The organism is Streptomyces sp. NPDC047515 (assembly GCF_040643055.1).
GTDB lineage: Bacteria > Actinomycetota > Actinomycetes > Streptomycetales > Streptomycetaceae > Streptomyces.
Window position 1 is genome coordinate 22,959 of sequence record NZ_JBEYTM010000004.1, and the last position, 13,222, is coordinate 36,180.

The window sequence follows — 13,222 nt, forward strand, 5'->3', positions numbered from 1 at the left end:
GGCGCCCCGGGACCGGTCACGGTCCGTATTGACGGGCACGCCGCGTATGGGAGTACTCCCCTCCGCCCAAAGAACAGTACAGGCAACACCAAGGAAAGGTAAAGGGAAGGGTAAAGATCTTTCAAAAGAGCAGGTTAGGGGCGATGAGGTACAGGCGGCAGCTACTCAAAGGCGCCGGGCCGCGGCCACCCTTGCGAGGACCTGTTCGAGGACCCGGCTTCCGGACGGCGTCCTCAGCGGCTCGTATGTCCAGGCGTGACCCACCCAGGGATCTGCCAGGTGGTCGTCCGCGACCGGCGTGATCCGGAGCAGCGAGCGCCACAGGGGGTCGAGCACCGGCCCGTACGCACTGGCGTCCGCCCGGTCCGCGACCATCAGAAGATGGACGCCGACCGAGGGCCCCTCGTCGGCCAGGTAGCGCAGCTGGGTGACGGACCGGTCGTCGAATCCATGGGGGAAGTCGTTGACGATCAGCAGCTGCTGACCCAGGTCCAGGTCCGACGGCAGCGAATCGGCGGCTCCGGCCCGGATCGCCATCTGCACCAGGTCGACGCGCCGGGTGAGCTGGGCGAGGACCGAGGCCACTCCCCCGGCTCCGGTGGCGGGTGGCCCGGCGAGGGCCCCCGATCCGACCAGGGGCGCGAGGGCTCCTGCCGCCGCACCCGCGGGGTCGATGACATGGACGGAGAACTCGTCGGCCGGGTACACGGCCAGCAGCCGGGCCGCGTGCGCGACCGCGTTCTCCATGGCCAGGTGGCGCAGTCGGGCGCTGTCCATGAGGGACGCGGCCTCGGACGCCGTGCGGCTGCTGTCGACCCAGAGCCCGCGCTCCAGAGGGAGCCGGACCAGCAACGGGATGCGCAGCTCGGTGTTCTCGGGCAGATGGAGGTCGCCGATGCGCAGCGCCATGGGGATCTCCATCGGGACGTGGTAGGCGTGCCAGACGGGGTTGTCCCAACCCGCGAACGCGGCGGGGAGGGCGGGTTCGACCACGGCGGACTCGGCGGCAAGCTGGGCGAGGTCCCGGTCGAGGACCTCGCGGGCCCGCGCCGTCAGCTCGTCGCGCTTGGCACGGGCCTGCTCGCGGGCCCGGTCGCCGGCGCCGCCGATCCGGTTGCGCGGATCGGACAGGGTCCGGTCGAGCTCCTGGTCCATGCGGGACTCGGCGAATTCGACGGCGCTGCGGTACGCGGCGGTGGTGCGGGCCAGGTCTTCGAACATGCCCCAGATCTGGTTGTAGAGGCGCTCCTCCATGGACCAGCCGGTCGCGTCTCCAGCGACGGGTCGGGCGGGGCGGCCCGGCTCGGCGGGCGGCGCGGTGGGCGGGGGCGGCGGGGGCGCGGAGGTCTGGCGGCGCGGATGCGTGTAGTCGATGGGGCCGCCCGTCGCGGCCGTGGGCGGCGGGGTGGTGGGCTCGGTGAGCGGCTCGGGGGGCTGCGTGGCCGTCGGCGGTGCGACGGGGGGCATGCGGCCGTCCGAGGGCCGTACGGGGCCCCTGCCGTGGCCGACCCGGTCTCCGTCCGGGGTGCGCGGCGAGGGCGGGGCGACCGAGCGGGCCATCCCCTGAGCAACCGCGTCCTGGATCGAGCGGGCCAGCTCGGCCGCCTGGGCCAGGCCCTGGTCGGCGAGCATGGCGGCGAGGCCGCCCGCGTAGCCCTGACCGACGGCGCGGACCTTCCAGGCGCCCTGGCGGCGATAGAGCTCCAGTACGGTGACCGCGGATTCGGTGTCCAGGCCGGTGAGGGTGAAGGTGGCGATCTCGGCGCCTTCGAGGCCGGTGACGGCGACGAACGGCGCGGCGACCGCGCCGAACCGGGTCGGGCCGCCGACGCCCGTGGGCAGGGCCAGCAGCACGGTGACCCGGTGCACCGAAGGGGACAGGGCGTCGAGGTCCACGGCGAGCCGGTGGTCGGCCGCCGCCTGCCTGGACACTTCCAGTCCGGGCAACTGGGGCGACCCCGGGTGCGCGATCCACTCGGTGCCGTGCACGGTGCCGTCCTCGTCGCCGAGCGTGGCACCGGCCACGACGGGCGTGCCGGCCGATACCCGGATCTCCAGACGGGTCTGGGGCAAGGTGTGGTTCTGCCCCCGGACCAGCTCGGCCGTCATTGCTCTGTCCCCTCGATGAGTCGCCGCCGTGTGGTGCGGCGCGGTGCCATGTGATGCAGCTCCCGGCGGCCGATGTCGCCGGGAGCTGCGCGTACCGATGTGGACCGGTCGGTCCGGCCGTGCCTACAGGTGCGGCAGGATCGCCGGCATCAGGTCCTGGAAGGTGCGGCCGTTGGCCGGGTTGCCGAGGGCGGTCATCTGCCAGCCGTTCCCCGAGCGGTGCACCTTCGCCATGATCTGGGCGGTGTACTGCCCGCCGCCGTCCAGCGTGTAGCGGGCGAGCTCCTCGCCGTTGGTCTCGTCGACGATGCGGCAGAAGGCGTTCTGCACCTCCTGGAACGTCTGGCCGGTGAAGGAGTTCACCGTGAAGACGATCTGGTCGATGTGGACCGGCACCCGCTGCAGATCGACGAGGATCGCCTCGTCGTCCCCGCCCGAACCGGCGCCGCCGACCAGGTTGTCGCCGGTGTGCTTGACCGAGCCGTCGTCACTGACGAGGTGACGGAAGAAGACCACGTCGACCGGCTGCTTGTCGGCGAACAGCACCGCCGACGCGTCGAGGTCGATCTCCCGCGTACGCGAACCGAACAGACCCCGGCGCGGCGCCGCCTGCCAGCCGAGCCCCATCCGTACCGCGGTCAGGGTCCCCCCGTCGTTCTTCTGCAGGCTGATGGCCTGACCCTTGGTCATATTGACCGTCACGCGCTGTCCCCTCTCCGCTTGCCCCGCGACTGTCCGTGCGCGGTTTTCCAGCACCCTACGCAGTCACGCCGCAAACGCGGCCGCTCGGGGCGTTTTTGTGTCGGTCCTGCAACACACAGGACGCGGCGGGATCAGGCGAGGCCCGCCTCGCGCATCTGCCGCAGCTCCTTCTTCAACTCACCGACCTCGTCACGCAGTCGGGCCGCCACCTCGAACTGCAGGTCCGCGGCGGCTGCCCGCATCCGGTCGGTCATCTCCTCGATGATCCCGGCGAGTTCGGTGGCGGGCCGGTCGGTGACCACGGCGCCCCCGGTCTTCTTGGCTCCGGCCGTCTTCGCGCCCAGCGTGGGAACGGGGGCCTTGGTCCCCTTCCCCTGGCGGTAGCCGGTGCCGAGCAGCTGCTCGGTGTCGACCTCCTCGCGGGCGATCGTCGCGACGATGTCGTTGATCTTCTTGCGCAGCGGCTGCGGATCGAGACCGCGCTCGGTGTTGTAGGCGATCTGCTTCTCGCGACGGCGGTTGGTCTCGTCGATGGCCTGTGCCATCGCCGGGGTGATCTTGTCCGCGTACATATGGACCTGCCCCGACACGTTTCGGGCGGCACGCCCGATGGTCTGGATCAGGGACGTCCCGGAGCGCAGGAAGCCCTGCTTGTCCGCGTCGAGGATGGCGACGAGCGACACCTCCGGCAGGTCCAGGCCCTCACGCAGGAGGTTGATGCCGACCAGTACGTCGTACTCGCCGGAGCGCAGCTCCCGCAGCAGCTCGATACGGCGCAGGGTGTCGACGTCGCTGTGCAGATAGCGGACCTGGATGCCGAGCTCCAGGAAGTAGTCGGTGAGATCCTCGGCCATCTTCTTGGTGAGAGTGGTGACCAGGACCCGCTCGTCCTTCTCCGCGCGCTTGCGGATCTCGTGCACCAGATCGTCGATCTGGCCCTCGGTGGGCTTGACCACGACCTCCGGGTCGACGAGGCCGGTGGGACGGATGATCTGCTCCACGAAGCCGTCGCCCCTGGACAGCTCGTACTTTCCCGGCGTGGCGGAGAGATAGACGGTCTGGTCGATCCGACCGAGGAACTCCTCCCATTTCAGCGGGCGGTTGTCCAGCGCGGAGGGGAGCCGGAAGCCGTGGTCGACGAGAGTGCGCTTACGGGAGGCGTCGCCCTCGTACATCGCGCCGATCTGCGGCACGGTGACGTGCGACTCGTCGAGGACGAGGAGGAAGTCCTCGGGGAAGTAGTCGAGGAGGGTGTTGGGGGCGGTGCCGGGTGAGCGGCCGTCGAAGTGCATCGAGTAGTTCTCGACACCGGAGCAGGTGCCGATCTGCCGGAGCATCTCGATGTCGTACGTGGTGCGCATCCGCAGCCGCTGGGCCTCCAGCATCTTGCCCTGCTTCTCCAGCTCGGCGAGGCGCTGTTCCAGCTCCCGCTCGATGCCGTTGACCGCCTTCTCCATGCGCTCGGGGCCCGCGACGTAGTGACTGGCGGGGAAGACGTGGAGGGACTGGTCCTCGCTGATGACCTCGCCGGTGAGCGGGTGGAGGGTGGAGAGCGCCTCGATCTCGTCGCCGAACATCTCGATGCGGACGGCGAGCTCCTCGTAGACCGGGAAGATCTCGATGGTGTCGCCGCGCACCCGGAAGGTGCCGCGGGTGAACGCGAGGTCGTTGCGGGTGTACTGGATCTCGACGAAGCGGCGCAGCAGCTGGTCGCGGTCGATCTCGTCGCCGACCTTGAGCTGGACCATCCGGTCCACGTACTCCTGGGGCGTACCCAGGCCGTAGATGCAGGAGACGGAGGCGACCACGACGACATCGCGCCGGGTGAGCAGCGAATTCGTCGCGGAGTGACGCAGCCGCTCGACCTCCTCGTTGATCGAGGAGTCCTTCTCGATATAGGTGTCCGACTGCGGGACGTACGCCTCGGGCTGGTAGTAGTCGTAGTACGAGACGAAGTACTCGACGGCGTTGTTGGGCAGCAGCTCGCGGAACTCGTTCGCCAGCTGGGCCGCGAGCGTTTTGTTCGGCGCCATGACGAGGGTGGGGCGCTGCAGCTTCTCGATCATCCAGGCGGTGGTCGCCGACTTGCCGGTGCCGGTCGCACCGAGCAGGACGACATCCTTCTCGTCCGCGCGGATGCGTCGCTCCAGCTCGGCGATGGCCGCGGGCTGGTCGCCGCTGGGCTGGTAGGGACTGACGACCTCGAAAGGCGCCACCGAACGTTCGATCTTCGAAACGGGCCGCATGCAACCACCGTACGGCCCCCCACTGACAACCGGGCCGGGTCAGCCGTCGTGCCGGGGCGGGGTCACCGTTCCGACGGCGGCGCGGGATCGCGCGGCCGGGAATGGAACGACGCCGGATCGGCGTGTGTACCGAACCGCGGGACGTGCCGTTGGGCCGGGATCCCGATAGGGCGTCCGGCCCCGCTCGCGGCCCCGGGGTCGTCCCCGTCCGGGGTGCCCATCACCATCAGGGGGTCGAACATCACGACCACCGCGGCCAGGAACAGGAAGCAGCCGGGGCCGATCAGCAGGGGGACGAGGGGGGCGCCCTGCCCCTCGGCCGAAGCGGTGCCGTCGAGAGCGCCGGGGTGCAGATGGACGCTGAGCGCGGCCATGCCCGTGTAGTGCATGCCGCTCACCGCGACGCCCATCACGACGGCGGCGCCGAGGCTGGACAGGAAGCCGTGGATGGAGACGGCTGCCCAGAGCGCGGTCGTGGCGGCCACCACGGCGATGACGACGGAGAGGGCCACGGTGACCGTGTCGTACTCGAACTGCCCTTCGAGACGCATTCCGGCCATGCCCAGGTAGTGCATGGTGGCCACCCCCAGCCCGGTGATCGTGCCACCCGTCACCAGTGCCATACGGGTGGCGCCCCGGTACCCGACGATGAAGATGCCGATGGCGACCATGCCGATCGCGACCGCGAGGCTGGCGAAGGTGATCGGCTTGTCATAGCCGATGGCGATCCCTTCGACGGAGAAGCCCGTCATCGCGATGAAGTGCATCGTCCATATGCCGGAGCCGATGGAGGTCGCGCCGAGGGCCAGCCAGCCGGCCCTGAAGGAGCGTCCGGTGCGCACCGAACGGGTCGTGCAGCGCAACCCGAGGGCCGCGCCCAGGCAGGCCATGAGGAAGGCCGCGACGGGCGTCACCGCTCCATAGCTGAAACCGTCGATCGTGCCCTGCATGCTCGTACGCCCTTCGCGGAAGCCCGGGTTCGGGGTGACCCTAAGGCGCGAGGCCCGGCAGACAAACAGATGAGCCGCATTTTATCGACAAGGAAATCGGCCCGTGACCCGGTCTCAGCAGCGGCGTTCACGTGGTGGCCATCCTTCGCCTGTCCTTTTTCGGGCGGTGGCTGCCGCTCTCGGCCCGTCCGTAACTCTGACGCAAGGAGTACACGTGTACGCACGCACCGCCACCGCCGCCGTCGCAGCCGCCGCTCTCATGGGTGCCGGAGCGTTGCTGATGTCGACCACCGACACGCAGACGACGGGCCGGGCCACAGCCGGACACACGGGCACGGGCATCCGGACCGTCGGCGCCCGGACCACGGACATGAAGCGGGCCGCACCGGTCGTCCTCGCCCACCGGGGTGCCTCGGCCTACGCGCCGGAGAACACCCTGGCCGCCGTCGACAAGGCCGACGCCCTGGGCTTCGACTGGGTGGAGAACGACGTCCAGTTCACCAAGGACGGTGTGCTGGTGGTCGTGCACGACACCGATCTGAAGCGGACCACCGATGTCGAGGAGGTCTTCCCGGAACGTGCGCCGTGGGCGGTCAAGGACTTCACGGCCACCGAGATCGCCCGGCTGGACGCGGGCAGTTGGTTCGGTCCGCAGTTCGCCGGAACCCGGGTGCCCACCCTCAAGCAGTACCTGGACCGGATCGAGCGCAATCACCAGAAGCTGCTGCTGGAGATCAAGAGCCCGGAGCTCTACCCGGGCATCGAGAAGGAGACCCTGCGGGTGCTTCGCCAGAACGGGTGGTTCGACCGCGACCATGTGAAGAACAGGCTCGTCATCCAGAGCTTCGGCGCGGACAGCGTGAAGAAAGTGCACCAGCGGCGTCCGGACGTCACCACAGGCTTCCTCGGCACTCCCGCGGTGGCCGATCTGGCTTCGTACGCGGCGTTCACCGACCAGATCAACCCCTCGTACACGTCGATCTCCGCCGACTACGTGAAGGCGGTGCACGCGCTGAAGGGCGCACATGGCAGGAAACTCCGGGTCAACACCTGGACGGTCAACGACGCGGCGAACGCGACCACGGTGGCGGGCTTCGGCGTCGACGGGATCATCACCAACGCCCCTGACGTGGTGCGCGGAGCCACGGGCTGACCGCGCGACCGCCCGGTCGCCACGGCGCGCTGTCGGTCAGTGGCCGAGCGACGACCACCGGAACCCGCGTACGAGTATCAATGTCAGTGGCCGGTCGTACGGTGGTTCCCATGAACAGCAACGGGGTTGTCGAGTGGGCCGTCGTCGAGAGCGACATCGGCCCGCTGCTGCTTGCCGCGACCGACGCGGGCCTGGTGAGTGTGGTGTTCCATGCCCGTCCCGAGGTGCGCAGGAGGGCGGTCGAGCAGCTGCGGACACGATTCGGTGCGGAGCCGGTGGAGAGTCCCGGCTCCGCGCGGCTCGCCGAGCCGATACGCCAGCTCGCGGCGTACTTCGCGGGCACGTCGCGGGAGTTCGCGCTCGATCTGGACTGGTCGCTGACGTCCGGCTTCAACCGCCAGGTGCTCCGCGAGCTGGCGACGGGGGTGCCGTACGGGACGGTCGTCGGATACGGCGATCTCGCCGAGCGCGTGGGGCAGCCGGGGGCGGCACAGGCGGTCGGGGCAGCCATGGGGTCCAATCCTCTGCCCGTGGTGGTGCCGTGCCATCGCGTGGTGGAGAGCGGCGGCGGACTCGGCGGGTTCGGCGGTGGTCGCGAGACCAAGCGGAAGCTGCTGGCGCTGGAGGGCGTGCTTCCCCAGCCGCTCTTCTGACCCGGCGGCTCTTGTGACCCGGCGGCTCTTCCGATCCGGATCCCGGCGACCTGCCGCTGTCCGGTCCGGGTTCCGGCGAACCGTCGCTGCTGTCCCCCGTGCCGGGCTGACCGGCCCGGCCCCGGTTTCGTGCCCTTGTGCGGGCTGGCACACTGCGTCAGTGACCAACACCCCCGACGCACCTGACACCCCCGCCGGACCCGGCCGGGTCCGGCGGCCGAGCTGCCCCGACTGCGGCGCAGGACGTCCGCGGTACTCATAGCCAGCCAGATACTCGGCGGCCTCGGCGTACCCATCGGGATCACCCTGGCCCCGGTCCTGGCCACGGAGGTGAGCGGCTCCGAGGCACTGTCCGGCCTGGCCCCGACCGCGTCGGTGACGGGTACCGCACTGCTTTCGCTGCCGCTCGCGGCACTGATGACCTCGCGCGGCCGGCGCCCCGGTCTCGTCCTGGCGTATCTGATCGGTGCGCTCGGCGCGGGGCTCGTGGTCCTGGCCACCCTCGTGGAGAGCTTCCCGCTGCTGCTGCTCGGCATGGCCGGGTTCGGCGCCGGGTCCTCGGCCAATCTGCAGGCCCGGTTCGCCGCCGCGGATCTGGTCGAGCCCGACCGGCGCGGCCGGGCGATCTCCACCGTCATCTGGGCCACGACGATCGGTTCGGTTCTGGGGCCGAACATCGCGGCGCCGGTCGGACGTGTCTTCCGCGGCACCGCGATATCCGAGAAGGCCGGTTTAGGCCGGTCCCTTCTTCTTCGCGGCCGGGATCTTCCTGCTGGCCGCCGTGGTGGTCGGGGTACTGCTGAGGCCGGACCCACTGCTCACCGCACGGGCTCTGGCGCCGCAGGACAGCAAGTCCCCCTCGGGCCGTTCTCTGCGGGCCGGCATCGCGGCGGTTCGGGCCTCCGCGACGGCGCGGCTGGCCCTGGTCACGGTGACCGTCTCGCACACCGCGATGGCCTCGATCATGGTGATGACCCCGGTCGATCTGGGCCATCATGGCGCCGGTCTCCAGCTCATCGGGCTGGTCATCAGCGGCCACATCGCGGGTTTGTACGCGTTCTCCCCGGTGATGGGCTGGCTGTCCGACCGTTTCGGCCGGCTCACGGTGATCGGTCTGGCGGTCGGACTGCTCTCCTGTGCGGCGCTTCTGGCCGGCACCGCAGGCCCGAGCCACGGTCGAACCGCGGCAGGCCTGTTCCTGCTCGGGCTCGGCTGATCGGCCGGGCTGGTCGCCGGCTCGGCGCTGCTCACCGACTCCGTGCCGCAGCCCGCCCGTGCCGCCGTGCAGGGGCTGTCGGACCTGACCATGAACACGGCGGCGGGCGTCGGCGGCGCGATCGCCGGATTGATCGTCGCCCGAGCGAGCTACGGCTGGCTGAACGCGGTCGGAGCATGTCTGCTTCTTCCGATGGCCGCACTGGCGCTGCGCCGGGCGCTCACGCGATCGGCCGCACCGGCTGCGCCGACCGCTCCCGTCACACCCGACGCGGCCACCGCAGCCACTGCGCCCACCGAACCCTGAGGCCTCAGAGGCTGATGTGATACGCCTTGCGCAGCGTCTCGTGCACGGTCCACGTCGTGCGGTCGCCCTCGCGCAGCACGCAGGCGTCCCCCGGCCCGATCTCCAGCGTCGCTCCGCCCTCGACCGCCACGGTCGCACGCCCGCTCACGACGACGAACAGTTCGTTGGCCTCCGTGTCGGTGACCACGCCGGGCGTGATCTGCCAGATCCCGCGGATCTGCTTGCCGTCGGGCGACTCCCAGAGCACCTTGCCGGTCACCACGGGCTCGCCCGAGACGATCTGTGCGGGGTCGAGCGGTTCCGGTTCGAGTTCGGCGTCGGGAATGTGGACGGCAAACGAGGCAGGAGCTTGATCAAATGTGGTCATGGCCGGTCACCCTAGCGAGCGCTTCGAGACCGCTCGGCACCAGGACCGGGAAAACCGGCCGGAAGGCGGGCTTTCCGGCCGGTGCCCCGGCCGCACGTTTGAGGTCGGCACGCTCGCGACAGGGATGTGGACATGTCATTCAATGTGTCGCACGGCGCGCACTCCACCTACGCCCCCGTCCTCTCCACCGAGGTCCGGGCGGCCCTCGCCACGCACCACCCCGTCGTGGCCCTGGAGTCGACGATCATCGCCCACGGCCTGCCGCGCCCCCGCAATCTGCAGGTCGCCGCAGAGCTCGAAGAGCTCGTACGGTCCGCGGGTGCGGTTCCGGCCACGATCGCCGTACTCGACGGCCGGGCCCACATCGGTCTGGGCAAGGACCAGTTGGAGCGGGTCGCCGCCGATCCGGCGATGCGGAAGCTGGGCCACCGGGACCTCGCACCGGCCCTGGCAACGGGCGCGAGCGGGGCGACGACCGTGTCCGCGACGGCGTTCCTGGCCGCGCACGCGGGCCTGCGCGTCTTCGCGACCGGCGGTCTCGGCGGTGTGCACCGGGAATGGACGCGGACCCAGGACGAGTCCGCGGACCTCCGGCTCCTGGCACGGACCGGCATCACCGTGGTGTGTGCGGGAGTGAAGTCGATCCTGGATGTGCCCGCCACGTTGCAGCGCCTGGAAACGCTCGGAGTCGGAGTGCTCGGCTACGGCACCGACCGCTTCCCCGGCTTCTATCTGAACAGTTCGGGCGAACCGGTCGACTGGACGGTGCGGACGCCCGAGGAGGTCGCGGAGGTGATGCGCGCCCAGGACGCGCTCAAAGGCCCCGGCTCGGCGCTGATCGTCGCCAACCCCGTTTCCGTACAGGACCAGTTGGATCCCGCACTCCATGACCGTGTGCTGACCGAGGCGCTAGCCGCGTGCCGGGAGCGCGGCGTCGTGGGCCAGGCCGTCACGCCGTTCCTGCTGGACCGGTTGATGCGGGGCACCGGGGGCGCCTCGCTGGAGGCCAATCTGGCGGCCGTGCGCGGAAACGTATCGCTCGCGGCGCGGATCTCCGGGGCATGGGCCGCCGTCGCCCAGGACGCCACGGCGCAACCGGACGCGCGGGACACCGCGGCGCACCGGAACGCGCAGGATTCCGCATCGCCCCGCCGCCCGGCGGCCGGCCGATGACCGACGGCGGCCTCCTCGTCGTCGGCGACGTGGTCACCGATGTGGTGGCCCGCCACGGAACGGCGCTGGTCCACGGCACGGACACCGCGGCCCGGATCCGCACCCTCCCCGGCGGGGCGGGCGCCAACGTCGCCTGCTGGGCGGCGCGTTCGGGCTGCCGCGACGTACGGCTGCTGGCCCGGGTCGGCGCCGACAGCGCAACCTGGCACCGGGACGCACTGCGAAGGGCGGGGGTCCGCTGCCTGCTGGCCGTGGACGACGACGTGCCGACCGCCACCGTCGTCGCCCTCGTCGACTCCGCCGCCGAGCGCACCTTCCTCACCGACAGCGGTGCCGTGCTCCGGCTCTCCCCCGACGACTGGTCGCCGTCGATGCTCGACGGCGTCGCCCATCTCCATCTCTCCGGGTACCTGCTCTTCGCCGCGACGAGTCGGGCGACGGCCCGGCTCGCCCTGCGGGAGGCCCGGCGGCGGCGGATCACCGTGAGCGTCGACCCGGCTTCGGCCGGCTTCCTCGCCGAGCTGGGCGTCGACCGGTTCCTGACCGCGGTGGAGGGCGTGGATCTGCTGCTGCCCAACGCGGACGAGGCCCGGCTGCTGACCGGACTGCCCGAACCGGCGGACGCCGCTGCCGAGCTGAGCCTCCAGGTGCCCCGGGTGGTCGTCACGCTCGGCGCCCGCGGCGCCCTGCTGGCCGCCGCGGGCGCGGTGACCCGGCGCATCCCGGCCGTTCGGATGCGGAGCGCCGTCGACTCGACGGGGGCGGGCGACGCCTTCACCGGCGGATTCCTCGCGGCCCGGCTGTCCGGGGCGGACGACGCCTCGGCCGTGGCGGCGGGCTGCCGGTCGGGGGCGGAGGCGGTCGCCACCGTGGGGGGCCGCCCCGGTCCGTGACGTACCCGGCGCACCACGGCTCCCGGTCCCCCTACTCCACTCCTCCCGCCGCCACCCGGTCCAGGCGGGGTGCAGCGGATCGTCGGCCCGTACGACCGCGGCCGCGCGGCCGCCGGGCGCCACCTCGTCCTCGTACCGTGCGAAAGCGGGCAGGGTCCACCGCTCGCCCTCCTCGGTGCGCCGCCGCAGCGCGCCCGGCGACAACCGCAGATGGACGCTCAGGTCGAACGGGAACCAGTGCCCCAGCAGCAACGGACCGTGCACCACCAGCACACCGCCCTCGGGCAGGACTCGATACGGACTGCGCGTGGCCCGGTCCGTCACCGGATCCCAGAGATCGGGCAGCACCCGCCCGCCCCCGCCCGCCTCCAGCGGCCCGAACACCTCGCGCCACAGCGCGCCGGTGTCGAACCAGCTGTCGTAGTACGAGTCGGGGTCCTGCTTGCCGTACTCGTACCGAAGGCTCGCGGGCCGCAGGAACGCCTCGGTGGACACGACGAGCACCGCGCGTCCCCGGACCCGCAGCGCCTGCGCGACCCGTCCGGCCAGTTCTCCGGTACGGGCCGCCGGAGCGCCGTCCACGGCGACCTTCAGCCAGGGGCTCGCGTCGGCCGGTCCCAGACCGTCGGCGTGCGCGGCGAACGCTTCGGCCAGCCGCTCCCAGGTGATCGCTTCACATCGCACGCGACCATCATCGCCCCTGCCCCGTGCGCCGGCCCCGGCCGTCCCCCTGACCGCGTTCTTCCTCGCCGGTCCCCGCCAGGTGATCCGCGGCCAGACGCATCACACGATCGGCGAGGGGGCGCAGCCCCGGTTCGCGGTCGGCGGCCGTTTCTGCCAGGCGGCCGATGTCGGCGCCCCACTGTCCGGTGACGGCTTCCGGCGCGTCGACGCGTCGGAAGCCGCGCTCCAGCAGGCCCCGGGCGGTCCGCGGCTGCCCGCGCAGCACGGCCTTCGTCGCCGCGACCGCGTTGGCCAGCGCGCTCGCGGGCCGCGACCAGTCGTCGTCGTGGGCCGCGAGGACGTCCCGGTCGTGGCCGGCGGGTGGGGCGACCGATGCCGCCCCGATCTCCAGGTCCACGCGCCAGAAGAGCGGAAGCCCGTGGAAGGCGGCGAAGAGCAGCCGCCGCTCACGGGAGTTCCGCAGCTCGGGGTCCGTGCGCAGGGAGTCGAGGGGCCGGACCTCTTCGAGTACGTCCCCGGCTGCGGCGACACAGGAGTCGAAGCGGTCGTCCGGCACCGTCCAGACAAGGTCGATGTCGCTGTACGCATCCGCCGTTCCACGGGTGAGCGAGCCCTTCAGCTCCGCCCGCGAACCGGGGCAGTGGGCGGCGAGCGCGTGCAGCAGCGCCTGCGCGAACGCGTCGCGCCGCGCCGGGTCCAGATCATCCGCGCTCTTCGCGCCGCCCTTTGGGCTCGCCGCGCCCACGGCCGTGCGCTCCCGTCGTCCCCGA

At 71.4% G+C, this 13,222-nt stretch carries 10 protein-coding genes and 2 pseudogenes; 5 read left to right on the plus strand and 7 right to left on the minus strand.

From position 1 onward, the window contains the following. Positions 1 to 165 precede the first annotated feature (165 nt). From ABZ826_RS04285 to ABZ826_RS04300, 4 genes are all read right to left on the minus strand, one after another. Positions 166 to 2,109 carry a TerD family protein gene (locus ABZ826_RS04285; protein WP_361441902.1) on the minus strand — a complete coding sequence of 648 codons (1,944 nt, stop codon included), beginning with the start codon at positions 2,107 to 2,109 and terminating at the stop codon, positions 166 to 168. Between the two features lie 123 nt (positions 2,110 to 2,232). Next, positions 2,233 to 2,811 carry a TerD family protein gene (locus ABZ826_RS04290; RefSeq protein WP_361441905.1) on the minus strand — a complete coding sequence of 193 codons (579 nt, stop codon included), beginning with the start codon at positions 2,809 to 2,811 and terminating at the stop codon, positions 2,233 to 2,235. Between the two features lie 131 nt (positions 2,812 to 2,942). After that, the gene (gene uvrB / locus ABZ826_RS04295) at positions 2,943 to 5,057 is read right to left on the minus strand and encodes an excinuclease ABC subunit UvrB (RefSeq protein ID WP_361441908.1); all 2,115 of its coding nucleotides are present in this window, start codon (positions 5,055 to 5,057) and stop codon (positions 2,943 to 2,945) included. 62 nt (positions 5,058 to 5,119) lie between these two features. Further along, positions 5,120 to 6,007, minus strand: coding sequence for an MHYT domain-containing protein (locus ABZ826_RS04300; protein ID WP_361441911.1), 888 nt, complete (start codon positions 6,005 to 6,007; stop codon positions 5,120 to 5,122). Positions 6,008 to 6,221: 214 nt separating this feature from the next. On the opposite strand from ABZ826_RS04300, the gene ABZ826_RS04305 reads away from it, so the two are divergent. The 3 genes and pseudogenes from ABZ826_RS04305 to ABZ826_RS04315 all read left to right on the plus strand — a co-directional run bounded on the left by ABZ826_RS04305 (position 6,222) and on the right by ABZ826_RS04315 (position 9,335). Next, entirely contained in the window at positions 6,222 to 7,160 is a 939-nt protein-coding gene (locus ABZ826_RS04305; protein ID WP_361441914.1) for a glycerophosphodiester phosphodiesterase family protein, read from the plus strand. Positions 7,161 to 7,270: 110 nt separating this feature from the next. Further along, positions 7,271 to 7,813 (plus strand): methylated-DNA--[protein]-cysteine S-methyltransferase, encoded by a 543-nt coding sequence (locus ABZ826_RS04310; RefSeq protein WP_361441917.1) that lies wholly within the window; start codon positions 7,271 to 7,273, stop codon positions 7,811 to 7,813. A 222-nt stretch (positions 7,814 to 8,035) separates the two neighbouring features. Next, positions 8,036 to 9,335 (plus strand): annotated as a pseudogene (locus ABZ826_RS04315) (MFS transporter). Between the two features lie 4 nt (positions 9,336 to 9,339). Here the strand turns inward: ABZ826_RS04315 and ABZ826_RS04320 are convergent. Further along, positions 9,340 to 9,702, minus strand: coding sequence for a cupin domain-containing protein (locus ABZ826_RS04320; RefSeq protein WP_361441920.1), 363 nt, complete (start codon positions 9,700 to 9,702; stop codon positions 9,340 to 9,342). A 132-nt stretch (positions 9,703 to 9,834) separates the two neighbouring features. Between ABZ826_RS04320 and ABZ826_RS04325 the strand changes: the two genes are divergently transcribed. Then, positions 9,835 to 10,875: a pseudouridine-5'-phosphate glycosidase gene (locus ABZ826_RS04325; RefSeq protein ID WP_361441923.1), complete on the plus strand. Its 1,041-nt coding sequence runs from the start codon at positions 9,835 to 9,837 to the stop codon at positions 10,873 to 10,875. Continuing rightward, on the plus strand, positions 10,872 to 11,768 hold the full coding sequence (locus ABZ826_RS04330; protein ID WP_361441926.1) for a PfkB family carbohydrate kinase: 897 nt from the start codon (positions 10,872 to 10,874) through the stop codon (positions 11,766 to 11,768). The genes ABZ826_RS04325 and ABZ826_RS04330 overlap by 4 nt, the downstream gene beginning before the upstream one ends. 54 nt (positions 11,769 to 11,822) lie before the next feature. Here the strand turns inward: ABZ826_RS04330 and ABZ826_RS04335 are convergent. Both ABZ826_RS04335 and ABZ826_RS04340 read right to left on the minus strand, forming a co-directional pair. After that, positions 11,823 to 12,452, minus strand: a pseudogene (locus ABZ826_RS04335) (uridine kinase); the annotation flags it as partial. Positions 12,453 to 12,459: 7 nt separating this feature from the next. Next, positions 12,460 to 13,197, minus strand: coding sequence for a hypothetical protein (locus ABZ826_RS04340; protein WP_361441929.1), 738 nt, complete (start codon positions 13,195 to 13,197; stop codon positions 12,460 to 12,462). Positions 13,198 to 13,222 lie beyond the last annotated feature (25 nt).